Annotated in this window: 21 protein-coding genes; 6 read left to right on the plus strand and 15 right to left on the minus strand. The window is 63.4% G+C overall.

What is annotated here, in order from left to right; genetic code table 11:
• Positions 1–101: 101 nt before the first annotated feature.
• Genes trpC through AC5PZ0_RS21135 form a run of 3 tightly spaced genes read right to left on the minus strand, consistent with a single transcriptional unit; the run spans position 102 to position 2584 of the window.
• Positions 102–935: an indole-3-glycerol phosphate synthase TrpC gene (gene trpC / locus AC5PZ0_RS21125; RefSeq protein ID WP_265968369.1), complete on the minus strand. Its 834-nt coding sequence runs from the start codon at positions 933–935 to the stop codon at positions 102–104.
• Positions 932–1981: an anthranilate phosphoribosyltransferase gene (gene trpD / locus AC5PZ0_RS21130; RefSeq protein ID WP_027594405.1), complete on the minus strand. Its 1050-nt coding sequence runs from the start codon at positions 1979–1981 to the stop codon at positions 932–934. Before trpD ends, trpC begins: the two co-directional genes overlap by 4 nt.
• A gap of 9 nt (positions 1982–1990) precedes the next feature.
• The gene (locus tag AC5PZ0_RS21135) at positions 1991–2584 is read right to left on the minus strand and encodes an aminodeoxychorismate/anthranilate synthase component II (protein WP_493855680.1); all 594 of its coding nucleotides are present in this window, start codon (positions 2582–2584) and stop codon (positions 1991–1993) included.
• A gap of 373 nt (positions 2585–2957) precedes the next feature.
• On the opposite strand from AC5PZ0_RS21135, the gene estP reads away from it, so the two are divergent.
• Complete coding sequence (gene estP, locus AC5PZ0_RS21140; protein WP_493855681.1) at positions 2958–4847, plus strand: esterase EstP; 1890 nt, start codon at positions 2958–2960, stop codon at positions 4845–4847.
• Positions 4848–4928: 81 nt separating this feature from the next.
• Here the strand turns inward: estP and trpE are convergent, their stop codons facing one another.
• From trpE to AC5PZ0_RS21185, 9 genes are all read right to left on the minus strand, one after another.
• Positions 4929–6410, minus strand: coding sequence for an anthranilate synthase component I (trpE, locus tag AC5PZ0_RS21145; RefSeq protein ID WP_493855682.1), 1482 nt, complete (start codon positions 6408–6410; stop codon positions 4929–4931).
• A 70-nt stretch (positions 6411–6480) separates the two neighbouring features.
• Complete coding sequence (locus AC5PZ0_RS21150; protein ID WP_027594401.1) at positions 6481–7299, minus strand: phosphoglycolate phosphatase; 819 nt, start codon at positions 7297–7299, stop codon at positions 6481–6483.
• A complete protein-coding gene (gene rpe / locus AC5PZ0_RS21155; RefSeq protein ID WP_099430855.1) occupies positions 7296–7970 on the minus strand; it encodes a ribulose-phosphate 3-epimerase in 675 nt (224 codons plus the stop codon). Before rpe ends, AC5PZ0_RS21150 begins: the two co-directional genes overlap by 4 nt.
• Before the next feature lie 160 nt (positions 7971–8130).
• The gene (locus AC5PZ0_RS21160) at positions 8131–8958 is read right to left on the minus strand and encodes an ABC transporter permease (RefSeq protein WP_099428183.1); all 828 of its coding nucleotides are present in this window, start codon (positions 8956–8958) and stop codon (positions 8131–8133) included.
• Positions 8959–8969: 11 nt separating this feature from the next.
• Complete coding sequence (locus AC5PZ0_RS21165) at positions 8970–10217, minus strand: ABC transporter permease (RefSeq protein ID WP_027594398.1); 1248 nt, start codon at positions 10215–10217, stop codon at positions 8970–8972.
• Positions 10218–10370: 153 nt separating this feature from the next.
• Positions 10371–11405 (minus strand): ABC transporter substrate-binding protein, encoded by a 1035-nt coding sequence (locus AC5PZ0_RS21170; protein WP_493855683.1) that lies wholly within the window; start codon positions 11403–11405, stop codon positions 10371–10373.
• A gap of 40 nt (positions 11406–11445) precedes the next feature.
• A complete protein-coding gene (locus AC5PZ0_RS21175; protein ID WP_493855684.1) occupies positions 11446–12570 on the minus strand; it encodes an ABC transporter ATP-binding protein in 1125 nt (374 codons plus the stop codon).
• Between the two features lie 294 nt (positions 12571–12864).
• Complete coding sequence (locus AC5PZ0_RS21180) at positions 12865–13497, minus strand: response regulator (RefSeq protein ID WP_172960400.1); 633 nt, start codon at positions 13495–13497, stop codon at positions 12865–12867.
• 7 nt (positions 13498–13504) lie between these two features.
• Positions 13505–15892 carry a PAS domain-containing sensor histidine kinase gene (locus AC5PZ0_RS21185; protein WP_493855685.1) on the minus strand — a complete coding sequence of 796 codons (2388 nt, stop codon included), beginning with the start codon at positions 15890–15892 and terminating at the stop codon, positions 13505–13507.
• 93 nt (positions 15893–15985) lie between these two features.
• Here AC5PZ0_RS21185 and AC5PZ0_RS21190 point away from each other — a divergent pair, with 93 nt between their 5' ends.
• Positions 15986–16984 carry an alpha/beta hydrolase family protein gene (locus AC5PZ0_RS21190; protein ID WP_085274075.1) on the plus strand — a complete coding sequence of 333 codons (999 nt, stop codon included), beginning with the start codon at positions 15986–15988 and terminating at the stop codon, positions 16982–16984.
• Between the two features lie 139 nt (positions 16985–17123).
• Here AC5PZ0_RS21190 and AC5PZ0_RS21195 read toward each other — a convergent pair whose 3' ends face one another.
• The 3 genes from AC5PZ0_RS21195 to AC5PZ0_RS21205 are packed head-to-tail and all read right to left on the minus strand — an operon-like array spanning position 17124 to position 19577.
• On the minus strand, positions 17124–17888 hold the full coding sequence (locus AC5PZ0_RS21195; protein ID WP_027594392.1) for a TerB family tellurite resistance protein: 765 nt from the start codon (positions 17886–17888) through the stop codon (positions 17124–17126).
• A 1-nt stretch (position 17889) separates the two neighbouring features.
• Entirely contained in the window at positions 17890–18561 is a 672-nt protein-coding gene (gene murU / locus AC5PZ0_RS21200; RefSeq protein ID WP_099428179.1) for an N-acetylmuramate alpha-1-phosphate uridylyltransferase MurU, read from the minus strand.
• Positions 18558–19577 carry an aminoglycoside phosphotransferase family protein gene (locus tag AC5PZ0_RS21205; protein ID WP_493855686.1) on the minus strand — a complete coding sequence of 340 codons (1020 nt, stop codon included), beginning with the start codon at positions 19575–19577 and terminating at the stop codon, positions 18558–18560. The genes murU and AC5PZ0_RS21205 overlap by 4 nt, the downstream gene beginning before the upstream one ends.
• Positions 19578–19707: 130 nt before the next feature.
• On the opposite strand from AC5PZ0_RS21205, the gene AC5PZ0_RS21210 reads away from it, so the two are divergent.
• From AC5PZ0_RS21210 to rsmA, 4 genes are read left to right on the plus strand one after another with little or no spacing between them, the layout of a single operon-like run.
• Positions 19708–22515, plus strand: coding sequence for an LPS-assembly protein LptD (locus AC5PZ0_RS21210; RefSeq protein ID WP_027594389.1), 2808 nt, complete (start codon positions 19708–19710; stop codon positions 22513–22515).
• Positions 22496–23815 carry a peptidylprolyl isomerase SurA gene (surA, locus tag AC5PZ0_RS21215; protein ID WP_027594388.1) on the plus strand — a complete coding sequence of 440 codons (1320 nt, stop codon included), beginning with the start codon at positions 22496–22498 and terminating at the stop codon, positions 23813–23815. Before AC5PZ0_RS21210 ends, surA begins: the two co-directional genes overlap by 20 nt.
• The gene (gene pdxA / locus AC5PZ0_RS21220; protein WP_099428175.1) at positions 23812–24801 is read left to right on the plus strand and encodes a 4-hydroxythreonine-4-phosphate dehydrogenase PdxA; all 990 of its coding nucleotides are present in this window, start codon (positions 23812–23814) and stop codon (positions 24799–24801) included. Before surA ends, pdxA begins: the two co-directional genes overlap by 4 nt.
• A complete protein-coding gene (gene rsmA / locus AC5PZ0_RS21225; RefSeq protein ID WP_027594386.1) occupies positions 24798–25598 on the plus strand; it encodes a 16S rRNA (adenine(1518)-N(6)/adenine(1519)-N(6))-dimethyltransferase RsmA in 801 nt (266 codons plus the stop codon). Before pdxA ends, rsmA begins: the two co-directional genes overlap by 4 nt.
• Positions 25599–25652: the final 54 nt, after the last annotated feature.

Consider the following 25652-nt stretch of genomic DNA (forward strand, 5'->3'; position numbering starts at 1 on the left):
CAGCCCCAAGGGTGCCGAAGTACCTGTGGGTGCGGGTTTACCCGCGAAAGGGCCATTACAGGCATACAAAAAAGCCGGCAGTCACGCCGGCTTCGTTTCGATCAGTCCAGTGGCTGACCAGTCTTCTTCACCTGCTCCGGGAAGAACAACCGCTGCAGTTCCAACCCTGGCTGATCAGCGCGCATGAACGCCTCACCCACCAGGAACGAGTAAACCTCGTTGATTGCCATCAGCTCTACATCGGCCCGGTTGAGGATACCGCTCTCGGTAATCGCCAGGCGATCACGCGGAATGCGCGGCAGCAGGTCAAGGGTGGTTTCCAGGCTGACCTCGAAGGTGTGCAGGTTGCGGTTGTTCACCCCCACCAGCGGCGTGTCGAGGGTTTTCAACGCACGCTCCAGCTCATCGCCGTCATGCACTTCGACCAACACATCAAGGCCGACATCCTTGGCTGTGGCGGCCAGTTCGGCCATCTTCACGTCATCCAGCGCCGAGACGATCAGCAGCACGCAGTCAGCGCCCAGTGCACGGGCCTCGACGATCTGGTAGGGGTCGATCATGAAATCCTTGCGGATCACCGGCAGCGACACTGCCGCGCGCGCCTGCTGCAGGTACACATCCGCGCCTTGGAAGTAATCCACATCGGTCAACACCGACAGGCAGGTCGCCCCGCCCTTCTCGTAGCTGACGGCGATTTCCGCTGGCACGAAGTGCTCGCGGATCACGCCCTTGCTCGGCGACGCCTTCTTGATCTCGGCAATGACCGCCGGCTGCTTGCGCTTGGCCTGCTCGATCAGCGCATTGGCAAAGCCACGTGGCGCGTCGGCGGCCTTGGCCAGGCGCTCCAGCTCAGCCAGGCTGACCCGGGCACTGCGCTCGGCCACTTCCTCAACTTTGCGAGCGATGATCTTTTCCAGCACGGTCGGTACGCTCATGCTTCGTTCTCCAGCTTGAATACGGCGGTGAAGGCACCCAGCTCCTGCAGTTTTTCCCAGGCAAGGCCGGTGTGCAGCACGTCATGGGCAAGTTCCACGCCCTGTGCCAGGGTCATGGCATGATCCGCGGCGTACAGCGCGGCGCCCGCATTGAGCACGATCATTTCCGCGGCTTTCTGGCCGTTCTCGGTCTTGCGTCGGCCCAGGGCATCACGAATCAACTCGAAAGAGGCCTGTGGGCCTTCAACCGCCAGGCCATGCAGGCTCTGGCTCTTCATGCCGAGGTCTTCCGGCTCTACCCAATACTCGGTGATCTGGCCATTTTTCAGCTCGGCGACAAACGTCGGCGCCGCCAGGCTGAACTCGTCCAGGCCGTCCTTGGAATGCACCACCAGCACGTGCTTGCTGCCCAACCGCTGCAGCACTTCGGCCAGCGGGCGGCACAGGGCCTGGGTGAACACGCCGACCACCTGGTGCTTCACACCGGCCGGATTCGTAAGCGGGCCCAGCATGTTGAACAGGGTGCGCAGGCCCAACTCACGGCGCGGGCCAGCGGCGTACTTCATTGCCTTGTGATGGCTCTGGGCAAACATGAAGCCGATGCCCAGGCTGTCGATACAGCGGGCGACCTGCACCGGGGTCAGGTTCAGGTAGATGCCAGCGGCTTCCAGCAGGTCGGCGCTACCGCTCTTGCCCGAGACCGCACGGTTACCGTGCTTGGCCACCGGGCAACCGGCCGCGGCGAGCACAAACGAGGAGGCGGTGGAGACGTTGAAGATGTTGGCGCCATCGCCACCGGTGCCGACGATATCGACCACCCCATCGAGGCTCTTCAGCTCGACCTTGTCGGCCAGCTCACGCATCACCGACACCGCGCCGACGATCTCGTCGATGCTCTCGCTTTTCATGCGCATGCCCATCAGGAAGGCGCCGATCTGCGCCTCACTGCATTGACCGGTCATGATCTGACGCATGACGTCGCTCATTTCTTCGGTGGACAGGTCCAGATGACCGACGATGCGGCTCAGCGCGCTCTTGATATCCATGTTCGATCCTTAGCGGTGGCCGCCGGTCTGCGTGAGGAAGTTGGCGAACAGCTCGTGGCCCTGCTCGGTGAGGATGGACTCGGGGTGGAACTGCACCCCTTCGATATTCAGGGTCTTGTGGCGCAGGCCCATGATCTCGTCGACCGTACCGTCTGCATGGGCAGTCCAGGCAGTGACCTCCAGGCAATCGGGCAGGGTTTCACGCTTGACCACCAGGGAGTGGTAGCGAGTCACGGTCAGCGGGTTGTTGAGGCCGGCGAACACGCCCAGGTCGCGGTGCAGCACGGGGCTGGTCTTGCCGTGCATCACCTGGCGGGCACGCACGACGTCGCCGCCAAATGCCTGGCCGATGGACTGGTGGCCCAGGCAGACGCCCAGAATCGGCAGTTTGCCAGCAAAGTGCAGGATCGCCTCGATCGACACACCCGCCTCGCTCGGCGTGCAGGGGCCAGGGGAGACAACGATGCGCTCCGGGTTGAGGGCTTCGATTTCAGCGATGGTCATTTCGTCATTGCGAATGACCTTGACCTCGGCACCTAGCTCGCCGAGGTATTGGACGACGTTGTAAGTGAATGAGTCGTAGTTGTCGATCATCAGTAACATCGGGCTAAACCTCTTGAATCTACTGACTTCAGAATACGAACCTTCCTACACCGCCCGCAGCATGGCATTGCCACTAAGGGCATTCGGAAACGGATAAGAAGGCAAACAGAAACGGGCCGGGCTGGCCGGCAGGAGATAAAGTCAGGCGCGCCAACGCCAACGGGCGTGGGCCTTGATAACGCGCATCAAGAGTTTGCTGACGATCAACACAGGATAGGTCTCGCTCATACGTCCCGGCACAGTAGCCTACCGGGGCGATGGGCGCAATATGCCTGTAAACACGGGGAAACGAATGGACTTGGGAGACAAGCCCCGCGATTTGCTATGGTCGATCGGGTAGTCCTCATAAAAACAAAGAAAAGGATGTTCTCTGATGCGAAAAGCCCCCTTGTTGCGCTTTACCCTCGCCTCTTTGGCCCTGGCCTGCAGCCAGGCATTCGCTGCCCCTTCCCCTTATTCGACCTTGATCGTTTTTGGCGACAGCCTGAGTGATGCCGGCCAATTTCCTGACCTGACCGGCGGTACGGCAGGCCAGCGTTTCACCAACCGCGATGCCGACGGTAACTTCGCGCCGGTTTCGCCGATGATTCTTGGCGGTCGGCTGGGCATCGGGCAAGACCAACTCAACCCCTCCACGTCGGTCGGCATCCGGCCTGATGGCAACAACTGGGCAGTGGGCGGCTACACGACACAGCAGATTCTCGATTCGATCACCGAGTCATCGAAAGTGTTCGTCCCCCCCAATGGACCGGCGCCAGGCTTTGTCTTCCGTGAACGCCCCGGCTACCTGGCCAATGGCCTACGCGCCGACCCCAACGCGCTCTATTACCTCACCGGTGGCGGTAACGACTTCCTCCAGGGCCTGGTGAACAGCCCCGCCGATGCCGCTGCTGCTGGAGGCCGGCTGGCTGCCAGCGCCCAAGCCCTGCAACAAGGCGGCGCCCGCTACATCATGGTCTGGTTGCTGCCCGACCTGGGCCAAACGCCGAACTTCAGCGGCACCCCGCAACAGAACCCGCTGTCGCTGCTGTCGGGCGTGTTCAACCAGTCACTGCTCAATCAACTCGGGCAGATCGACGCCGAGATCATCCCACTGAACATTCCGGTATTACTGGGTGAGGCCTTGGCCAGCCCGACCCAATTCGGCTTGGCCAGCGGCCAGAACCTGGTCGGCACCTGCTACAGCGGTCAAGGCTGCGTCGAAAACCCGGTCTACGGCATCAACGGCGCCACCCCGGATCCAACCAAACTGCTGTTCAACGACTCGGTACACCCGACCATTGCCGGCCAGCAGTTGATAGCCGACTACGCCTACTCGATCATCTCCGCCCCCTGGGAACTGACCCTGTTGCCGGAAATGGCCCACGCCACCCTGCGCGCCCACCAGGACGAGCTGCGCAACCAGTGGCAAACGCCCTGGCAAGCCGTGGGGCAATGGCAGGCCTTCGTCGCCACCGGCGCGCAGGACCTGGACTTTGACGGCCAGCGCAGCGCGGCCAGCGGCGACGGCCGTGGCTACAACCTGACCCTGGGTGGCAGCTACCGTTTGAACGATGCCTGGCGCCTGGGCCTGGCGGGTGGCGTATACCGGCAGAAACTGGAGGCGGGTGAACAGGACTCGGACTACAAGCTCGACAGCTACCTGGCCACGGCGTTCGCCCAATACCGCCAGGACCGCTGGTGGGCCGATGCTGCACTGACGGCCGGGCACTTGGACTACAGCGACCTCAAACGCACCTTCGCCCTGGGCGTGAATGACCGCAGCGAAAAAGGCGATACCGATGGCGAAGCGTGGGCGGTGACGGGTCGGCTGGGTTACAACCTGGCCGCCGAGAGCAGCCCGTGGCAACTGGCGCCGTTCATCAGCGCCGACTATGCCCGGGTCAAGGTCGATGGTTATGACGAGAAGAGCGGGCGCTCGACAGCGCTGGGCTTCGATGACCAGGAACGTACCTCCCGGCGGCTCGGTATTGGGCTGTTAGGCAGTGTGCAGGTGGCAACGGGGACGCGGCTGTTTGCCGAGGTTGCCCAGGAGCACGAGTTCGAGGATGACCAACAGGACGTGACGATGCACCTGACGACGTTGGCGGCGCACGACTTCACCCTGACCGGGTATACGCCGCACAGTGACCTCACCCGGGCCAGCTTGGGCTTGAGCCATGAGCTGATGGCAGGGGTGCATGTGCGAGGGAATTACAACTGGCGCAAGAGTGATGAGTTGACGCAGCAGGGGGTGAGCCTGGCGGTCAGCTTGGACTTCTGAGTGATTTGGGCCCTGAGGAAGCGGGTTCACCCGCTCCCTCATGCCGGCAAGGGGCTGCACAGCAGCCCCCAATTCCCAGCATTACTTGGCGGACGTCTGCTCAGCCAAGGCCACCGCGCGGAACATTGCGCGGCGCTTGTTGATGGTTTCTTCCCACTCCAGCGCCGGCACGGAGTCGGCCACAATGCCGCCACCCGCCTGCACATGCAGCTCGCCGTCCTTGATCACTGCGGTACGGATGGCAATCGCGGTGTCCATGTTGCCGTTCCAGGCAAAGTAGCCCACTGCACCGCCGTAAACGCCACGCTTGACCGGCTCCAGCTCGTCGATGATCTCCATGGCGCGGATTTTCGGTGCACCCGACAACGTGCCGGCTGGCAGAATCGCCCGCAATGCATCCATGGCGGTAAGGCCTTCACGCAGCTGACCGGTGACGTTGGACACGATGTGCATCACGTTGGAGTAACGCTCGATCACCATCTTCTCGGTCAGGCGCACGCTGCCGGTCGAGGACACACGGCCCACGTCGTTGCGGCCCAGATCGATCAGCATCAGGTGCTCGGCAATCTCTTTCTCGTCCGACAGCAAGTCGTCTTCCAGCGCACGGTCGGCTTCTTCCGTCGCACCCCGTGGGCGCGTACCGGCGATTGGGCGCACGGTGACCAGGTTGTCCTCGACACGCACCAGCACTTCAGGCGAACTGCCGACCACATGGAAGTCGCCGAAATTGAAGAAGTACATGTATGGCGTCGGGTTGAAGCAGCGCAACGCACGGTACAGGTCGATGGGCGCAGACTTGAAATCGATCGACATGCGCTGGGACGGCACCACCTGCATGCAGTCACCGGCCAGGATGTACTCCTTGATGCGGCCAACCGCGTTCTCGTAATCCTCGCGGGTATAGCTGGAGCGGAATTCCGGCTCGGCAGCGAGCGGGCCGCTCAGGTCCAGGCCACGGCGCGGGGTAATCGGCTGGCGCAGGGTCTCCAGCAAACCGGCCAGGCGAGCCTTGCCCTGTTCGAAGGCTAGCTCTTCGGCCGGGTCGACCAGCACGATTGCATGCATCTTGCCCGCCAGGTTGTCGAACACCACCACGGCGTCAGACACCATCAGCAGGATATCCGGCACGCCCAGCGGGTCCGGGTTCGGGCTCGCGCCCAGACGCTTCTCCACATAGCGCACGCAGTCATAGCCAAAGTAGCCGACCAGCCCACCGTTGAAACGCGGCAGACCGGGAATATCCGCGACCTTGTAGCGGTCCTTGAACGACTCGACGAAGGCCAGCGGGTCGTCGACGTCGTGGCGCTCTACCTCGACCCCATCCTGCAAGATACTGACGTGGTAGCCATGCACACGCATCACCGTGCGCGATGGCAGGCCGATCATCGAGTAACGCCCCCACTTCTCGCCGCCCTGTACGGACTCGAGCAAATAGGAGTTGGGCTGGTCGGCCAGTTTCAGGTAGATCGACAGCGGCGTGTCGAAGTCGGCCAGGGTTTCACAGGCCAGGGGGATGCGGTTGTAGCCGGCAGCGGCCAGGCGCAGGAATTCTTCGCGGGTCATGAGTAGCCTCGTGGCAAGCAGCAGTAAGGTCAGGCAAACGGACGGGCCGGCAGCGGCCGGCGAGCAGAAGTCAGGCGCGCCAACGCCAACGGGCCAGGGCCTTGATGACTTTCATCCAGAATTTGCCAGTAACCGCCACGGTGGACTCTCTGTCTTGTGAGGCTTGAAGGTCCGCCAACGTTATCCCAGTGGCCGGGTCTGCGCAACCGGGCAGCAATGCACGCAGGTCGTCGATCACCAGGCTCGGCGATTCGTCGTTGATCGGCCGGCCGTGGTTGTAGCCGTAGGTCAGGCCCACGCACTGAACACCGGCAGCCTTGGCGGCCAGCACATCGCTGCGCGAATCGCCGACGAACAGCGACTGTTGCGGCGTGACACCGGCCATCTGCATGACGAACAGCAGTGCCGCGGGGTCGGGTTTCTTTTGTGGCAGGGTGTCTCCGCCGATGATCCAGCGGAAGTAGCGACCGATCTTCATCTGGTCCAGCAGCGGGGCGACGAAGCGCTCGGGCTTGTTGGTGATCAGCGCCATCTCCACGCCTTGCTTGCGCAGCCAGCGCAGGGTGTCGCGTACGCCGGGGTAGACCACGGTCAGTTCATGGCTTTCGGCATAAGCCTCCATGAACAGCGCCAGCGCCTGTTCGGCCAGCGCATCGTCCACCGAGGCATGCTCGATGCCCCCGGCCAGCGCCCGGCGCACCAGCACCTGGGCACCGTTGCCAACCCAGTGGCGTACGGCGTCCAAGCCCGCTGGCGGGCGCCCAAGTTCGAGCAGCATGCGGTCCACGGCGGCGGCCAGGTCTGGCACGGAGTCGATCAGGGTACCGTCCAGATCGAACATCACCAGCCTTGGCAGCGTCCCTGGGAACAGCTGCTCGAAGCCGCTCATGGGCGGGCCTGGGCCAGTTCGGCGCGCATTTTGGCGATGACTTCCTGATAGTCCGGGGCATTGAAGATGGCCGAACCGGCAACGAAGGTGTCAGCGCCAGCAGCGGCGATTTCGCGGATATTGTTGACGTTGACGCCACCGTCGATTTCCAGACGGATATCGCGGCCACTGGCGTCGATCAGCGCGCGCGCCTCACGCAGCTTGTCGAGGGTGCCCGGGATGAACTTCTGCCCGCCAAAGCCTGGGTTGACGCTCATCAGCAGCACCATGTCGACCTTGTCCATCACATACTTGAGGACATCCAGGCTGGTCGCCGGGTTGAACACCAAGCCGGCCTTGCAACCACCGTCGCGGATCAGCTGCAGCGAGCGGTCGATGTGCTGGCTGGCTTCCGGGTGGAAGGTGATGTAGGTGGCGCCGGCGTCGATGAAGTCGCCGATGATACGGTCGACCGGGCTGACCATCAGGTGCACATCGATCGGGGCGGTCACGCCGTATTTGCGCAGGGCGGTGCACACCATCGGGCCGATGGTCAGGTTGGGGACGTAGTGGTTGTCCATCACATCGAAGTGAACGATGTCGGCACCCGCGGCCAGCACCTTGTCGACGTCCTCGCCCAGGCGGGCGAAATCGGCGGAGAGAATGGAGGGGGCAATAGCGTAGGGCTGCATGGCGCACCTGTAGGTCAGAATCACGGTGGCGCGCATTGTAACTCAGGCGAACGGGTAGAGGCTGATTGGTATCAATCCGTGTCGACCGTTTCAACCTGTACCGGCCTCTTCGCGGGGGCAAGTCGGATCGCCGCGAAGAGGCCGGTACAGGCAACCTCAATCAAGCAGGCTGCTGGGTTCTCAGCTTCTCACTGCGCCCACGCAACCACTCCAGGGTCAGCAGCAGCACCACCGAAAACGCGATCAGCAGCGTGGCCGCTGCCGCAATGGTCGGGCTCAGGTTCTCGCGGATACCGCTGAACATCTGCCGTGGCAAGGTCGCCTGCTCAGGCCCGGCGAGGAACAAGGTCACCACCACCTCGTCGAACGACGTCGCAAAGGCAAACAGCGCACCCGAGATCACCCCCGGGGCGATCAACGGCAGCGTTACCCGGCGGAACGCCACCAGCGGCGAAGCGCCCAGGCTGGCCGCCGCGCGCACCAGGTTGTAGTTGAAGCCCTGCAACGTCGCCGACACGGTGATGATGACGAACGGCACACCCAACACCGCATGCACCAGGATCAACGAGGTAAAGCTGTTGCCCATCCCCAATGGCGCGAAGAACAGGTAACTGGCCACACCGATGATCACCACCGGCACCACCATCGGCGAAATCACCAGCGCCATCACCAGCGACTTGCCCGGGAAGTCGCCGCGGGTCAGGCCAATCGCCGCCAACGTACCGAACACCATCGCCAGCACCGTGGCCGCCGGAGCGACGATGATGCTGTTCTTCAGTGCCCGCATCCACTCGGCAGAGCCGAAGAAGTCCTGGTACCACTGCAGCGAAAAGCCCTGCAACGGGTACACCAGAAAGCTGCCACTGTTGAACGACAGCGGCACGATCACCAGCACCGGCAAAATCAGAAACAGCAGGATCAAGCCGCAAAGAATGCGCAGGCTGTAGTACCAGACCCGCTCCACGGGTGACATGTAAGGGCTCAGCATGACAAGGCTCCTCAGCTCAGGCGCAGGCGGCTGGCGCCGACCAGCCAGCTATAGATCAGGTACAACAGCACGGTCGCCAACAGCAGCAGGCCGCCCAGCGCGGTCGCCATGCCCCAGTTGATGCTGGTGTTGGTATAGAAGGCCACGAAGTAGCTGACCATCTGGTCGTTCGGGCTGCCCAGCAATGCCGGGGTGATGTAGTAGCCGATCGCCAGGATGAACACCAGCAGGCAGCCCGCGCCAACACCGGCGTAGGTCTGCGGGAAGTACACCCGCCAGAAGCTGGCGAACGGGTGGCAACCCAGCGAGATGGCCGCACGCATGTAGCTGGGCGAAATGCCCTTCATCACGCTGTACAGCGGCAGGATCATGAACGGCAGCAGGATATGGACCATCGAGATGTACACACCGGTGCGGTTGAACACCAGCTCCAGCGGTTCATCGATGATGCCCATGGCCATCAGCGCACTGTTGATCAACCCGCCCGACTGCAGCAGCACGATCCACGCCGCCACCCGCACCAGGATCGAGGTCCAGAACGGCAGTAGCACCAGAATCATCAGCAGGTTGCTCTGCCGGGCCGGCAGATTGGCCAGCAAGTACGCCAGCGGGTAGGCCAGCACCAGGCAGATGGCGGTGATCACCACCCCCATCCACAGGGTGCGGGCAAAGATATCCAGGTAAATGGCCTGGTCAGGCGTGGCCTTGGCCAGCTCGCCAAGGTCATCGATACGGTGGTCGAGCGACGCCAGCAGGTAGAACGAGGTGACCGAGCTGGTATTGCGGCGGATCGCCTGCCAGTAGGCGGGGTCGCCCCAACGCTCATCGAGGGTTTGCAGTGCTTCTTTATAAGAGGCAGGTTCAGCCTTGAACGGCAACGCTCGTGCGGTCTTGGTCAACAGGCTGCGGTAGCCCGCCAGTTCCATGTTCAGGCGCTTGGAGAGGTCGCCCAGGGTCTGGTTCTTGCGCGACTCGGCCAGGTCCTGGCTCAGTGCCTTGTATACCGCCTCACCGGGCAAGCTCTTGCCATCCCACTGCGACACCGCTTCGACGGTACGCGGCAGGCCGGCGACCACCTCCGGGTTGCCGACGCTCTTGTACAACAGCGCGGCGATCGGCACCAGAAACACCAGCAGAAGGAACAGCGCCAGCGGCGCGATCAACGCCTGCGCCTTCCAGCGGTTGACCCGCTCGGCGTGCTTGAGGCGCTGCTTGAGACTTGGACCTGCGCCTTCGTTGAGGGGCACTGCAATGGCCATGGCGAACTCCGTAAAAACCGGCTGAAATCAGGGCTGCTGCGCAGCCATCGCCGGCAAGCCGGCTCCCACAGATACAGCGTTGGGCTCAGGCGCTACGCCTGGCCTGTGGGAGCCGGCTTGCCGGCGATGAGCCGCGTAGCGGCTCCTTGTCGTTTACTTCTTCGCCGCCCAGGCGTTGAAGCGTTGCTCCAGCTGCTCGCTGTTGTCAGCCCAGAAGCCCACGTCGATCTGCACCTGGTTGGCAATGTTTTCAGGCGTGGTCGGCATGTCTTTCTTCACCTCGTCCGACAGCAGGCTCACGGCCTTGGAGTTGGCCGGGCCGTAGGCGATGTTCTCGGAGTAGGTTTTCTGCTGCTCGGGCTGAACGCTGTAGGCGATGAACTTCTTCGCCTCTTCGACGTTCTTGGCGCCTTTTGGAATTGCCCAGGCATCGAAGTCGTAGATGCCGCCGTTCCACACCACCTTGAGGTTGCTCTCTTTCTGCACGGCGGCGATCCGGCCGTTATAGGCCGAGCTCATGACCACGTCGCCCGAGGCCAGGAACTGCGGCGGTTGGGCGCCGGCTTCCCACCACTGAATGCTGGGTTTGAGTTCATCGAGCTTCTTGAAGGCGCGGTCTTGGCCTTCCTTGGTTGCCAGCACCTTGTACACATCCTTGGGCGCAACGCCGTCGGCCATCAAGGCGAATTCCATCGTGTACTTGGCACCTTTGCGCAGGCCACGTTTGCCCGGGAACTGCTTGGTGTCCCAGAAATCGGCCCAGCTGGTAGGCGCAGTCTTGAGCTTGTCGGCGTTGTAGGCCAATACCGTCGACCAGACGAAGAAGCCCACGCCGCATTGCTGGATGGCACCCGGCACATAGTCGGCTGCATCGCCGAACAGCGCAGGGTCGAGCTCCTCGAACATGCCCTCGTCGCACCCGCGGGACAGCTCTGGCGACTCGACTTCCACCAGGTTCCAGGACACGCTCTTGGTGTCGACCATGGCCTTGACCTTGGCCATTTCACCGTTGTACTCACCGGCGACGATCTTGCCGTTACCCGCCTTTTCCCAAGGCTCGTAGAACGCCTTGACCTGGGCGGCCTTGTTGGCGCCACCGAAAGAGATCACCGTCAGGTCGGCCGCCATGGCCTGGCCAGCGGCGAACAGCCCCAGGGCCAGGGCCGTCAGTTTCAACTGCTTGCGCATTATTATTCTCTCCACAGTACAGGGTTGGTGAAGCAATCCATCAATGGGCTTCGGCAATCGGATCGAGCGCGCGAGCGTGCTCCACCTCCCAGCCCAGCGGTACCACATCGCCCACGGCCAGCGCCGGGTCGAGCTCGGCGATCGGCTGCTTCACGAAGAAGTCGGCCTTGCCACAGACTTCCAGGCGTACCCGTACGTGGTCGCCCAGGTAAATGAACTCGGCCACACGGCCAGAGAAGCGGTTGACGCAATTTTCGCTGTGGCCATTGAGGCGCACCCGTTCCGGGCGGATCGACAAGGTCACCGGCTCGCCGGCCTGGCCGACATTCACCGCCAGTGCCTCGACCCGCTCGCCCCGCGCCAGCTGCACCTGGCAGCGATGGCCATCACTGGCCAGCAGGGTGCCGTTGATGCGGTTGTTCTCGCCGATGAAGTTGGCGACGAAGGTGTTGCACGGCTTTTCATAGAGGGTGCGTGGGTCGGCGATCTGCTGGATTTCGCCCTGGTGGAACACCGCCACCCGGTCAGACATGGTCAGCGCCTCGCCCTGGTCGTGGGTCACATACACCACAGTCACTCCCAGGCGCTGGTGGATATGCTTGATCTCCATCTGCATGTGTTCACGCAGCTGCTTGTCGAGTGCGCCCAGGGGTTCGTCCATCAGCACCAGCTGTGGCTCGAACACCAAGGCCCGCGCCAGCGCCACCCGCTGCTGCTGGCCACCGGACAGCTGGCCGGGGTAGCGCTTGGCAAAGGCATTGAGCTGCACCATGTTGAGCACACGCTTGACCCGCTCGCTGATGTCGGTCTTGCTCAGGTTGCGCACGGTCAGCGGGAAGGCCAGGTTCTCGGCCACGGTCATGTGCGGGAACAGCGCGTAGTTCTGGAACACCATGCCGATGTCGCGCTTGTGCGGCGGCACGTTGTTGATCGAGCGCCCGGCCAGCTGGATCTCGCCGGCGGTGGGGGTTTCGAAACCGGCCAGCATCATCAGGCTGGTGGTCTTGCCCGAGCCGGACGGGCCGAGCAAGGTGAGGAACTCGCCCCTGCGGATGTCCAGGTTGAGGTCTTTGACGATCAGCGACTCGCCGTCGTAGCTCTTCTGCACACCACGGAAGCTGACCAGCGTTTCGCTGGTTGCAGCGTTCGAATTCGCCTCGCTCATGCCTGCACCTTCTTGTTGGATGACTGCGTAGGCAAAGACTAGACAAGACGCAAACGCCCGAAAATCGGGGGTACTGAGAGAATGCCATCATCCAGATGGAAGATTCTGTGTAGGGATCGCCCTACAAGAATGACGGGATTGGAATGGACCCCAGGCACACCACTTCACCTTGTGGGAGCGGGCTTGCCCGCGAAAGCGGCAGCACAGGCACCGCGATCCGCAGGCCAGACCTCTTCGCGGGCAAGCCCGCTCCCACAAGGTCGGTGGCAGGCTCAAAAAGCCTGCAGGTCGCAATCAGACCAGCTTGTGCTCCATGGCGTACTTCACCAGTTCCGCCAGCGAGTTCACCTTGAGCTTCTGCATCAACCGCGCCTTGTGGGTACTGATGGTCTTGCTCGACAGCGCCAGTTGCTGGGCAATGTCGTTGACGTTGGCGCCCTGGGCCAGGCGCTCGAACACCGAAAATTCCCGCTCCGAGAGCAGCGTGTGCAACGGCCGGGACTCGGTCAGGCCCACCTCGAAGACCATGCGGTCGGCCAGCGCTGGGTCGATGTAGCGCCCACCCCCGGCAACCCGCCGAATAGCGGTCAGCAACAAGGCAGGGTCACTGTCCTTGGTGGCATAACCTGCGGCACCGGCCTTGAGCGCCCGCGCCGCCATCTGCGCCTCGTCATGCATCGACAGCATCAGGATCGCCGGAGGGTCGTTCAGGGCGCGGATTCTGGGGATGGCCTCAAGGCCGCTGACGCCGGGCATCGAGATATCCAGCAACACCACTTCACACGGCATATGGCGCAAGGCTTCGAGCAACTGCTCGCCATTGCCGGCCTCGCCCACCACTTGCATGTCCTTGGCCAGGCCAATCAATTGCTTGATGCCTTCACGGACAATGGTGTGGTCTTCCGCCACCAGCACTCGAATCACGATCGGTCTCCTACTCCAACGGAATGGCCACGCTCAGGCTGGTGCCCTCGCCCGGTTCACTGTCCAGCGTCATGCTGCCACCCAGCATCAGCACGCGCTCGCGCACGCCCACCAGGCCGAACGAGGTGGGCCGGGTCTGATCGCGGCAAAAACCCGTGCCGTCGTCGCTGACGGTCATGCGCAATTGCCCCGCTTCACGCACCAGCTCGATCTCTACGCTGTGCGCCTGGGCATGGCGCATGACGTTGGTCAGCGCCTCCTGAAGGATACGAAACAGCCCGGTCGCCTTGGCATCACTCAATGCTGGCAGATTATCCGGTACCTGCACCAGGCAGGGAATCTGTGTACGCGCCTCGAAACGCCGTGCTTGCCACTCGATGGCCGAGGCGATACCAGCGTCGAGAATGGGCGGGCGCAATGCCGTGGCCACATCGCGCACCAGCTGGAACAGCTGCGCGATCAGGCGCTTCATGCTCGACAAACGCTCGTTAAGCCCCGGATCCAGCTCGGCAAAGGCCAGCTCACACATCGAGACTTCGAGCTTGAGCACGGTCAGCATCTGCCCCAGCTCATCGTGCACTTCGCGGGCGATGCGGGCCTTTTCTTCTTCGCGCACGCTCTCCAGGTGCGCCGACAGTTCGCGCAGTTGCTCTTGGGAACGCGCCAACGCCAGTTCTGCCCGCTTGCCCTGGGTAATATCCCAGACGATACCGTCCCACACCACCCGGCCATCGGCCAGGCGCCGGGTACTGGCCTTGATGTCGGCCCAACGCTGTTCCCCCTGGCGCGTGAGGATGCGCCCTTGCCAGGACCAGTCCTGGTTGCTGGCCAGGGCCAGGTCCTGCACCCGGTGATAGTCGCTGCGGTCTTCGGGGTGCACCAGGTTGCGCAGGCCCATGTGGGGGTGCTGGATTTCGGCAGGTGCGTAGCCGACCAAGGCCTCGCTGCCTTCGCTAATGTAGGGGAACTCCAGGTCGCCTTCGGCCGGGTCACGTTCCAGCCGGAACACCAGCCCCGGCACGTTGCCGGCGATGCCTTTGAGGCGCGCTTCACTTTCGCGCAGCGCTGCCAGTGCGCGGTGGCGCTCGGTGACATCGGCGATGTACACCACCAGGTACTCGGCATCACGAAAACGCAGGAAGCTTAACGAAAGCTCCACCGGCAACACGCTGAGGTCGGCGCGCTGGCAGTGGGTCTCGAATTGCCCCACACCCCCTTCCCCCGCCCGCGCGCCGCGCCAAAGCTCCAGCCAGCGGTCCATGTTCAGGTTTGGCTCGAAGTCGCTCAGCGGGCGTTCCAGCAACGCGCCCTCACCATAGCCCAGCATGCGCTCTGCGGCATGGTTGGCATAACGGACATGGCTGTCCCAATTGACCCACAAAATGCCCACGGTGCTCTGGTCGATGGCGAACTGGCTCAGCCGCAGCGCCTCTTCACGCACTTGGCGCTCAGCCAGGTTCTCGCGGGCGGCCAGCAGGCTACGTTCCAGTTGGCGCTGCTGGCGGCGCTGCCAGATCAACGTGGCCAGCGCACACAGCAACAACATGCCAAACAGCATGGCGAGGTTTTGCCAGAAGCCTGCCGACTCGCTCAAGCGTGGGTACTTGGGTTGCAACCAGCGTTGGTGAAGTTGCTCCAAGGCCTTGGCCGGCATGGCCTGCAGGCCCCGTTCGAGCACGTCGGCCAGCAACGGCCAGTCGCGCCGCGACCCCACCCGCAGCAGCTGCGGCAGGCCAATATCGCCAACCACCGCCAGCTCGCCGAACTCGCTTTCACGCGACAGGCGGCTGAGCTGGGCTTCATCGAGCACCGCGTAGCTGGCCTGGCCACCCACGACCAACTGCAAGGCCTCGCGCTCGTTGGGCACGCCCTGCAGGTTGAGCGTGCCGTAGTTGCTGCGCAGGTAGTCCGCCAATGGGCTGGGCATGCGCACCGCGACGCGCTGATCGGGTTCGAGTTTTTCCAGCTCGACGGCCATGGCGCCTGTGCGTGGGCCGACCACCAGTTGCGGCACGCGCATGTACGGGTCGCTGAACAGCCACAGGCGCAGGCTTGCCGGGGTTTGTGTCAGGCCGGGGGCGAAATCGATTTCACCGGCCTGCAACGCGTGCTCCAGGCTGGCCTGGTCGGCAAAGTTGCGCCAGGTGAGGTCCAGCCTCAGTGCCTGCGCCAACGCGTTCACCAACTCGACGTTGGCCCCGTACAGTTGCTGCAAGCGCCGGTCGAACTGCGCATAAGGCGCTTGCAGCACCAGGCCGACACGCAGGCTGCGGTGGGTGTCCAACCACTGCTGTTGCGCGGGCTCAAGGGCAACGCTCGGCACGGCTTCAGGCCTTGCCAAGGCGATCAAGGGTAGCCACAAGCAGCCGATAACCAACAGGCGACGCATTCGCTTCATCTACACGCTCGTCTTGGCAAGGGCGGCCCTAACATGGCCGTCGCGGGCAAATACTATTAGGCTGCCGGTATCATTCTGGCCTTGGGTTGACGCATGTCCACACTTTATCGCACGACGCTGGCAATGTGCTGCCTAGCCTCGATCCTTCCGCTCGGTGCCATGGCCGCCGACGCTGAAAAACCACCGACCACCGCCGAGGCCCCACCGGCCGAAGCCACCCGCCCGCCCCTGCTGGAACGCAGCCAGGAAGACGCCCTGGCCCTGGAGCGCCTGGTGCCCAAGGCCGAGCAGCAAACCCTGCAGGCGGGTGCCGAAAGCTTCCTGGCACTGTGGAAGCCGGCCAACAGCAACGACCCCAAAGGTGCGGTGATCCTCGTGCCCGGTGCCGGTGAGACGGCCGACTGGCCGAACGCCGTCGGCCCGTTGCGGCGCAAGTTCCCCGATGTGGGCTGGCACAGCCTCAGCGTCAGCCTGCCCGACCTGCTTACCGACAGCCCGCAGGCGCGTGTCGAAGCCAAGCCCGCAGCGGCCCCTGCCAAGGACGAGGGCGAAACAGCGCCCGCCAAAGACACACCGACCGATGCCAATGCCAACGTCGCCCAGGCGACTGCCGCCGACCCCGACACGGCAGAAAGCACCGATGCCGCACAGGCCAGCGAGCAGAATGACCCGGCCGACGCCGAACGTATCTTCGCCCGCCTCGACGCGGCGGTGGCTTACGCGCAACAGCATGACTCACGCAGCATCGTGCTGATCGGCCATGGCAGTGGCGCGTACTGGGCAGCCCGCTACCTGAGCGAGAAACAACCCGCGCAGGTGCAAAAGCTGGTGATGATCGCCGCGCAGACGCCGGCCCGGGTGGAACATGACCTGGAAAGCCTTGCGCCGACCCTCAAGGTGCCGACCGCCGACGTGTATTATGCCACCCGCACGGGCGATCGCCGTGCAGCGGAACTGCGTTTGCAGGCCAGCAAACGGCAGAAGGACAGCCAATACCGCCAGTTGTCGCTGATTGCCATGCCCGGTAACAAGGCCGCTGAACAGGAACAATTGTTCCGCCGGGTGCGCGGGTGGATGAACCCGCAAGAGTGAGCTGAAATCGATGGGGTGCTTTGCATCCCTTTCGCGACACAAGGCCGCCCCCACAAGTTCGCGCAAAGCCCGAGGGATGCACAGCACTTGTGGGAGCGGCCTTGCGCCGCGAAAAGGGGCGCAAAGCGCCCCCGCTTTTCTACAACCCCCGCCGCTTGCGAATCAGCGCATACGCCTGATGCAACTCCCGGGTCCGCTCGGTCGCTGCACGCACCTGGGCATCCGTGGCACCGCTGCCCGCCAGCTTGTCCGGGTGATGGCGGCTAACCAGCCGGCGATAAGCCTGCTTGACCTTGTCGCCCTCGGTATCTGCCTCCACGGCCAGCAGGCGCATGGCTGCCGCGTACGTCATGGTGCCGCCGTCCAGCCCGGACTTGCGCGGCTCGTACTCCAGCGACATGGCTTGTACCTGCCGCCGGCTCAAGCCCAGCGTCTGCCCCCAGTCCAACAGCAAGTCGCGCTCTTTGGCGCCGACCTTGCCGTCGGCCCAGACCATGCGCCAACAGGCGCGCAAGGTCCCTTCGGCGGCATGCGGCTGCTCGCGGATACGACGCAGGTGGCCGGCCAGTCGGTCCTTGCCGGCCTTGCCGCGGTTGAACGCGGCAATCGCCCGCAGCCGGGCCGCGTCGGCCAGGTCCAGGCGCACCATCTCTTGGCGTGCCTGCTGGATATGCTGCTCGGCAACCCGGCCATCGCACTTGGCCAGCCTGCCCAGCAGCACGAACAGCAATTCTTCGTCACGCAAGGCCGGGCGCCCGCCCAAGCGCTCGCGCAGGTCCTCCCAGCCGCGCACCTGCAGGCGCCGGTCCATGGCCTGCCCTACCAGGGCACCGAGCAGGGCGCCCGGGATGCTGGCGACGGCAAAACCGGCCCCGGCACCAATTACCGTGCTTGGCCACCACATGTCAGGCGCGCTCGCCGATCAGGCGTTCAGCCTGCGCCAGGCGCTCGAGCGTACCGACGTCGACCCAATGGCCACGGTAGTGCTCACCACTGACCTTGCCCTGCGCCATGGCCTGACGCAGCAGGGGTGCCAGCTTGAAAGCACCCGGCTGGCAACTGGCGAACAACGCCGGGTCCAGCACCGACAGGCCACTGAAGGTCAGGGTACCCGGTGCGTCGTCGCCATCCACCACCTGCTGGGCTACCAGGCGGAAGTCGCCACGGCCGTGATGGCCAGGGTTGTCGACCAGCACCAGATGCGCCAGGCCCGCAAGCGGCGCTTTCAGGCGAGCGAAATCGTAGTCGGTCCAGACGTCACCATTGATCAGCAGAAACGGCGCCTCGCCCAGCAACGGCAGGGCCTTGAAGATCCCGCCACCGGTTTCCAGCGGCTCGCCCTCGGGTGAATAGCGGATGCTCAGGCCGAAGCGGCTGCCATCGCCCAGGTGATCTTCGATCTGCTGGCCGAGCCAGGCATGGTTGATCACCACCTCGGTAACCCCCGCAGCCGCCAAGGCGCGCAGGTGGTATTCGATCAGCGGCTGACCGGCGACGGGCACCAGGGGTTTTGGGGTATGCAAGGTCAAAGGGCGCATGCGCTCGCCCTTGCCTGCCGCCAGGATCATCGCCTTCATGCACGCGCTCCGGCCTGGAGGTCCGCGATCAGTTCACCCAGCTCCGCCAACTCGGGGCGGCGCTTGATCACTTCATCTATATAGGCGAAGAAGCGCGGGACGTCTGTCAGGTAACGTGGCTTGCCGTCGCGGTGGCAGATGCGGGCGAAAATACCGATGACCTTGAGGTGGCGCTGCACGCCCATCAGGTCGCTGGCACGGTGGAACGCCTCGAAGTCGGCCTGTACCGGAATGCCGGCCGCCTGCGCCTTTTGCCAGTAATCCCGCAGCCAGGCTTCGACACGGGCCTGTGGCCAGCTGAGGAAGGCATCCTTGAACAGGCAGGTGATGTCGTAGGTGACCGGGCCGTAAACGGCGTCCTGGAAGTCCAGCACGCCTGGGTTTGGCGTGCTCTGCATCAGGTTGCGCGGCATGTAGTCGCGGTGCACCAGCACCTTGGGCTGGGCCAGGGCACTGTCGATCAGCGCCTGGCTCACACGCTGCCAAGTGGCTTGCTGGGCTTCGGTGAGGGTCAGGCCAAGCGCCCGCCCGACGTACCACTCCGGGAACAGTTCAACTTCACGACGCAGCAAGGCATCGTCGTAGCTCGGCAGTGGCGCATTCATCGGCAGGCGCTGGAACGCCAGCAGCGCATCAATGGCGTCACTGAACAGGGCATCGGCGTTGTCGGCATCAATGATGTCCAGGTATGTCTGATGGCCCAGGTCGCCCAGCAGCAGGAAACCGCGCTCCAGGTCTTCTGCATGGATCACTGGCACATGCACACCGGCACTGGCCAGCAGGTGATCGATGGCGACGAACGGTCGGCAGTTCTCCTGCGGCGGCGGGGCGTCCATGATCACGAAACTGCGCCCAGCGCCCTGCCAGCGGAAGTAGCGACGGAAGCTCGCATCGCTACTGGCGGCCGTCAGGCTACCTGCTGGCACTTCGCCCCAGGCGTTTTTCAGAAAAAGATTGTTGAGCTGCTCATCGAGCCAGACAGTCAGTTGTTGCAAGCGTACATCGTGATCAGGCATTACAAGGGTCTCCGACGGCCCTAGCCGTCAAGCGGGTCATGCTTTATTATCCAGCATCTTTTTCAGACCATCGAGAGGCGTGCGGCCCCACACGCGGGCAGATGGCACGCAGGAAGCCCGGACTAATAAGATGGCATTGAAATCCCCCGCGTTTCGTAGAAAGTTTCCGTTGCTGGTCACCGGCGGTTTGCTGGCCCTGCAACCTCTGGCCACGTCGTACGTCGTGGCAGCCGAACAGTTCGACTGCCAAGTGTCCGCCTCCGGCGGTTGGGACTGCAAGCCCAAGACTCCAGTCAACAACCTGCCGCCGCGTCCGGTGCACGAGGGTGCTGCCCTCAGTTCCGGCACCGAGGCCCAGGCGGCCGAGGCCGAAACCGCGGACAAACCGATGCTGGTCACCGAGGCCAAGGGCCGTGGCCTGAAGTCGCGCAGCGAAGACTACAGCCACCTGGACTGGGTCCCCCGTGACAAGCTCACCGCAGCCCAGCTGGCCGAAACCGGCCCGTACTGCGGTGGCGCGTACATCGAGCCGACCCGCCCAGGCATGGCCGACACCACGCCCAAGGACGAATCGCCGACCTACATCAATGCCAAGGTTTCCAAGTACCAGCAGGAGCAGCAGATCGCTACCCTCGCCGGTAACGTGGTCATGCGCCAAGGCAGCATGCAGGCCGAGGCCGACGAGGCCAACCTCTACCAGACCGAAAACCGTGGCGAGCTCAAGGGCAACGTCAAGATCCGTGACAACGGCTCGCTGGTAGTGGGTGACGAGGCGCAGATCCAGCTCGACACGGGTGAAGCCCAGGTCGACAACGCCGAATATGTGATGCACAAGTCGCACATTCGCGGCAACGCCCTGTACGCCAAGCGTGGCGAAAACGCCATCATCCGTCTGAAAGACGGTACGTACACCACCTGCGAACCGGGCAGCAACGCCTGGCAGCTGAAGGGCAACAACATCACCCTGAACCCGGCGACCGGCTTCGGTACCGCGACCAACGTCACCTTGCGGGTCAAGGATTTCCCGGTGTTCTACACACCGTACATCTACTTCCCGATCGACGACCGTCGCCAGTCCGGCTTCCTGCCGCCGTCGTTCAGCAGCAGCAGCGACACCGGCTTCATGCTGGTCACGCCGTACTACTTCAACCTGGCGCCCAACTATGACGCCACGTTGTACCCGCGCTACATGACCAAGCGCGGCCTGCTGATGGAAGGTGAGTTCCGCTACCTGACCCCATCCAGCGAAGGCCAGTTCGGCGGCGCGTACCTGAACGACAAGGACGACGACCGTAAAGACCAGACTGACTACAAAGATCAGCGCTGGATGGTCAACTGGCAGCACAAGGGCGGGCTGGATGAGCGCCTGATGACCGAGGTGGACTACACCGACATCAGCGACCCGTTCTACTTCCAGGACCTGGAGTCCGACCAGATCGGCGTCGAAAGCCGTGACCTGCTCAACCAGCAGGGTGCCCTGACCTACCGTGGCGACAGCTATACCGCACGGTTGAACGTGCATGCCTACGAGATGGCGACCATCTCGCAGATCACGCCGTATGACCGTCTGCCGCAGATCACCCTCAATGGCGCACTGCCGTTCCAGCCGGGTGGTTTGAATTTTGGGTATGAGACTGAAGCGGTTCGCTTTGATCGTGACCTGAAAAACGACTTCGTACTCGACAAAGATGGCAACCCGGACGCAAGTGCCGGCGTTCCTGGCCGTCGACTGGACGAGAACATCTTCGGTGTTGCCCGCGCCAACGGCACGCGACTGAACGTTGCCCCGTCCATGAGCTTGCCTATGCAAGCCAGCTACGGCTACATCACGCCGAAGCTTAAGTACATGTACACCCACTATGACCTCGATCTGGATGGCAAGGGCAAGAGCGACATCGCCAACAACCCAGCCTCGGTCGCGCTCAACGGCGACTTCAACAGCAGCCTGAACCGCGACGTTCCGATTTTCAGCGTCGACAGCGGCCTGTACTTCGATCGCAACACGTCGATGTTCGGTACCAACTACCGCCAGACCCTCGAACCGCGCATGTTCTACCTCTACGTCCCTTACGAGGACCAGAAGGACATCCCGCTGTTCGACTCGGGCGAAACCCTGTTCAGCTACGACTCGCTGTTCCGCGACAACCGCTTCAGCGGTACCGACCGCATCGGCGACGAGAACAAGCTGTCGCTGGGCGTGACCACGCGCTGGATCGAAGACAACGGCTTCGAGCGTCAGAGCTTCAGCATCGGTCAGGCGCTGTACTTCAAGGACCGCAAAGTCCAACTGCCAGGCATCGACTACCGCACCCGTAAAGACTCGCAGTCTGACGTGTCGCCGTACGCACTGCTGTACAGCTACAACTTCAACCGCGACTGGCGCTTCAACTCGGACTTCAACTGGGACCCGGACAGCCGCAGCACCCGCTCGGGCAGCGCGATGTTCCACTACCAGCCTGAAGACAATCCGAACAAGATCGTCAACCTCGGCTACCGCTACCGCAACGACACCATTGCCTACGACTCGACCACGGGTACCTGGAAAGTGGGTGGCGGCGACTACGGCACGCCTGGTGATCCGAACTACATCAAGGATTACTACAAGATCCAACAGCATGACTTCTCGGTCATCTGGCCGATCGTTCCACAGTGGAGCGTGATCGCTCGCTGGCAGCATGACTACAACCGCAACCGCACCCTGGAAGCCATGGGCGGTTTCGAATACGACAACTGCTGCTGGAAGCTGCGCCTGGTCAACCGTTACTGGATCGACTACGACGACTTCAGCCAGGCACTCCCGCAGAACGAAAAAGGCGACCACGGTATCTTCCTGCAGATCGTGCTGAAAGGCCTCGGTGGTGTAGTAGGCAACAAGGTCGAATCTTTCCTCGACGAAGGCATTCAAGGTTACCGTACACGTGAAGACCAAGCTTATTGATCGTCTGCGCCCAGTGTTGCTGGGCGCTGCATTGCTGAGTGGCGCGGTGCATGCCGCGGTACAACCCCTGGACAAAGTGGTGGCCATCGTCGACAACGACGTGGTCATGCAGAGCCAACTGGACCAGCGCGTCCACGAAGTTCAGCAAACCATCGCCAAGCGTGGCGCCGGTGTGCCACCGACCAGCGCCCTGGAACAGCAGGTGCTCGAGCGCCTGATCGTCGAGAACCTGCAGTTGCAGATCGGCGAGCGCTCCGGTATCCGCATCACCGATGAGGAGCTGAACCAGGCCATCGGCACCATTGCCCAGCGCAACGGCATGTCGCTGGACCAGTTCCGCGCAGCCCTCGCCCATGATGGTCTGTCGTTCGACGACGCGCGCGAGCAGGTCAAGCGCGAAATGATCATCAGCCGCGTGCGTCAGCGCCGTGTGGCCGAGCGCATTCAGGTTTCCGAGCAGGAAGTGAAAAACTACCTGAACTCGGACCTGGGCAAGATGCAGCTCTCGGAAGAGTACCGCCTGGCCAACATCCTCATCCCGACCCCAGAAGCCGCCAATTCGGACGACATCCAGAAAGCGGCGCGCAAGGTCGGTGAGCTCTACCAGCAACTGCGCCAGGGCGCGGACTTCGGCCAGGTGGCGATTGCCAACTCGGCCAGCGAAAACGCCCTTGAGGGTGGTGAAATGGGCTGGCGTAAAGCCGGCCAGCTGCCACCTGACTTCGCCAAGATGCTCAGCAACATGTCGGTCGGCGACATAACCCAGCCAATCCGCATCCCCAACGGCTTCATCCTGCTCAAACTCGAGGAGAAGCGTGGCGGCGGCGAGAACGTGCTGCGTGACGAAGTGCATGTCCGCCACATCCTGATCAAGCCGAGCGAAATCCGCAGCGAAGCGGCCACCAAGCAGCTGGCCGAGCGCCTGTACGACCGTATTCAGAACGGCGAAGACTTCGGCGAGCTGGCGAAGAGCTTCTCGGAAGACCCGGGCTCCGCACTCAACGGCGGCGACCTCAACTGGGTCGACCCGAACAGCCTGGTACCGGAGTTCCGCGAGCAGATGGCCACCGCCCAGCAAGGTGTGGTGACCAAGCCGTTCAAAACCCAGTACGGCTGGCATGTTCTGGAAGTGCTGGGCCGCCGCGCCACCGACAGCACCGAGCAGGCACGCGAGCAGCAGGCCATGAATGTGCTGCGCAACCGCAAGTACGACGAAGAGCTGCAGACCTGGCTGCGCCAGATCCGCGACGAAGCCTACGTTGAAATCAAGCTGCCTGGCGCCGACCAGGCCGCCCAGTGAAGCCCCTGCGCTTCGCCGTCACCCCCGGCGAGCCAGCTGGCATAGGCCCTGACCTGTGCTTGCTGCTCGCCGCAGACGCCCAGCCCCACCCCCTGATCGCCATCACCAGCCGTGACCTGCTCGCCGAGCGGGCCACGCAGCTGGGGCTGGCCGTCAACCTGCTGCCGGTAGCGCCGGGGCACTGGCCCGACCAGCCCGCGCCTGCGGGCAGCCTGTACGTGTGGGATACGCCCTTGGCCACCGCCGTGACGGCAGGGCAACTGGACAAGGCCAATGCTGGCTTCGTATTGGAAACCCTGACCCGCGCCGGCAACGGCTGCCTCGACGGGCATTTCGCCGGGATGATCACCGCCCCGGTGCACAAGGGTGTGATCAACGAAAGCGGCATTGCCTTCTCCGGGCATACCGAGTTTCTGGCCGAGCTGACCCACACCGCACAGGTGGTGATGATGCTGGCGACCCGTGGCCTGCGCGTGGCCCTGGTGACCACGCACTTGCCACTGCGCGACATTGCCGACGCCATCACGGCCGAACGCGTCGAGCGTGTCACCCGCATCCTGCATGCCGACATGCGCGATAAGTTCGGCATTGCCAACCCTCGCATCCTGGTGTGCGGCCTCAACCCGCACGCCGGAGAAGGCGGCCATCTGGGCCGCGAAGAAATCGACATCATCGAACCGACACTGGCCCGCCTGCGTGCCGAAGGCATGGACCTGCGCGGACCGCTGCCGGCCGATACCCTGTTTACCCCCAAATATCTGGAGCACTGCGACGCAGTGCTGGCGATGTACCACGACCAAGGCCTGCCTGTACTCAAGTACAAAGGTTTCGGCGCCGCAGTCAATGTGACCTTGGGCCTGCCGATCATCCGCACGTCGGTCGACCACGGCACCGCCCTGGACCTGGCCGGCACCGGCAAGGTCGACACCGGCAGCCTGCGGGTCGCGCTGGAAACCGCCTACCAGATGGCCGAGAACCGACCATGAACGAGCAATACCAACACCGGGCGCGCAAGCGCTTCGGCCAGAACTTCCTGCACGACGCCGGCATCATCGACCGCATCCTGCGCGCCATCAACGCCAAGGCAGGTGAACACCTGCTGGAAATCGGCCCGGGCCAGGGCGCCCTCACCGAGGGCCTGCTGGGCAGCGGCGCGCAATTGGACGTAGTGGAGCTGGACAAGGACCTGGTGCCGATCCTGCAGCACAAGTTTGCCGGGCGCGACAACTTCCGCCTGCACCAGGGCGACGCCCTGAAGTTCGACTTCAACCAGCTGGGTGTGCCACCGCGCAGCCTCAAGGTGGTCGGCAACCTGCCCTACAACATCTCCACCCCGCTGATCTTCCACCTGCTCAGCCATGCCGGCCTGATCCGCGACATGCACTTCATGCTGCAGAAGGAAGTGGTCGAGCGCATGGCCGCAGGCCCAGGTGGCGGTGATTGGGGCCGCCTGTCGATCATGGTGCAGTACCACTGCCGGGTCGAACACCTGTTCAACGTTGGCCCTGGCGCGTTCAACCCGCCGCCGAAGGTGGACTCGGCCATCGTGCGCCTGGTGCCACATGAAGTGCTGCCGTTCCCGGCCAAGGACCACCTGCTGCTGGAGCGTGTCGTTCGCGAAGCCTTCAACCAGCGCCGCAAGACACTGCGCAACACCCTTAAAGGCCTGCTCGACAGCCAGGCGATCGAAGCCGCTGGCGTAGATGGCAGCCTGCGGCCTGAACAGCTGGACCTGGCCGCCTTCGTGCGCCTGGCTGACCAGTTGGCCGATCAGCAAGCCTGATTAGCGCCTTTTACGGCCTCTTCGCGGTCCGACTTGCCCGCGAAGAGGCCGGCA

The organism is Pseudomonas sp. 5.2 (assembly GCF_059025405.1).

Excerpts from the sequence above, each read along its gene's own strand:
- AC5PZ0_RS21195 (WP_027594392.1), bottom strand. The coding sequence starts at position 17,888 with ATGTGGTGGCCAAGCACGGTAATTGGTGCCGGGGCCGGTTTTGCCGTC.
- AC5PZ0_RS21135 (WP_493855680.1), bottom strand. The coding sequence starts at position 2,584 with ATGTTACTGATGATCGACAACTACGACTCATTCACTTACAACGTCGTC.
- trpE (WP_493855682.1), bottom strand. The coding sequence starts at position 6,410 with ATGACCCGCGAAGAATTCCTGCGCCTGGCCGCTGCCGGCTACAACCGC.
- estP (WP_493855681.1), top strand. The coding sequence starts at position 2,958 with ATGCGAAAAGCCCCCTTGTTGCGCTTTACCCTCGCCTCTTTGGCCCTG.
- rsmA (WP_027594386.1), top strand. The coding sequence starts at position 24,798 with ATGAACGAGCAATACCAACACCGGGCGCGCAAGCGCTTCGGCCAGAAC.
- rpe (WP_099430855.1), bottom strand. The coding sequence starts at position 7,970 with ATGCAGCCCTACGCTATTGCCCCCTCCATTCTCTCCGCCGATTTCGCC.
- AC5PZ0_RS21160 (WP_099428183.1), bottom strand. The coding sequence starts at position 8,958 with ATGCTGAGCCCTTACATGTCACCCGTGGAGCGGGTCTGGTACTACAGC.
- trpC (WP_265968369.1), bottom strand. The coding sequence starts at position 935 with ATGAGCGTACCGACCGTGCTGGAAAAGATCATCGCTCGCAAAGTTGAG.
- murU (WP_099428179.1), bottom strand. The coding sequence starts at position 18,561 with ATGAAGGCGATGATCCTGGCGGCAGGCAAGGGCGAGCGCATGCGCCCT.
- AC5PZ0_RS21150 (WP_027594401.1), bottom strand. The coding sequence starts at position 7,299 with ATGAGCGGCTTCGAGCAGCTGTTCCCAGGGACGCTGCCAAGGCTGGTG.
- AC5PZ0_RS21170 (WP_493855683.1), bottom strand. The coding sequence starts at position 11,405 with ATGCGCAAGCAGTTGAAACTGACGGCCCTGGCCCTGGGGCTGTTCGCC.
- AC5PZ0_RS21210 (WP_027594389.1), top strand. The coding sequence starts at position 19,708 with ATGGCATTGAAATCCCCCGCGTTTCGTAGAAAGTTTCCGTTGCTGGTC.
- AC5PZ0_RS21185 (WP_493855685.1), bottom strand. The coding sequence starts at position 15,892 with ATGAAGCGAATGCGTCGCCTGTTGGTTATCGGCTGCTTGTGGCTACCC.
- AC5PZ0_RS21165 (WP_027594398.1), bottom strand. The coding sequence starts at position 10,217 with ATGGCCATTGCAGTGCCCCTCAACGAAGGCGCAGGTCCAAGTCTCAAG.
- trpD (WP_027594405.1), bottom strand. The coding sequence starts at position 1,981 with ATGGATATCAAGAGCGCGCTGAGCCGCATCGTCGGTCATCTGGACCTG.
- AC5PZ0_RS21175 (WP_493855684.1), bottom strand. The coding sequence starts at position 12,570 with ATGAGCGAGGCGAATTCGAACGCTGCAACCAGCGAAACGCTGGTCAGC.
- AC5PZ0_RS21205 (WP_493855686.1), bottom strand. The coding sequence starts at position 19,577 with ATGCCTGATCACGATGTACGCTTGCAACAACTGACTGTCTGGCTCGAT.
- AC5PZ0_RS21190 (WP_085274075.1), top strand. The coding sequence starts at position 15,986 with ATGTCCACACTTTATCGCACGACGCTGGCAATGTGCTGCCTAGCCTCG.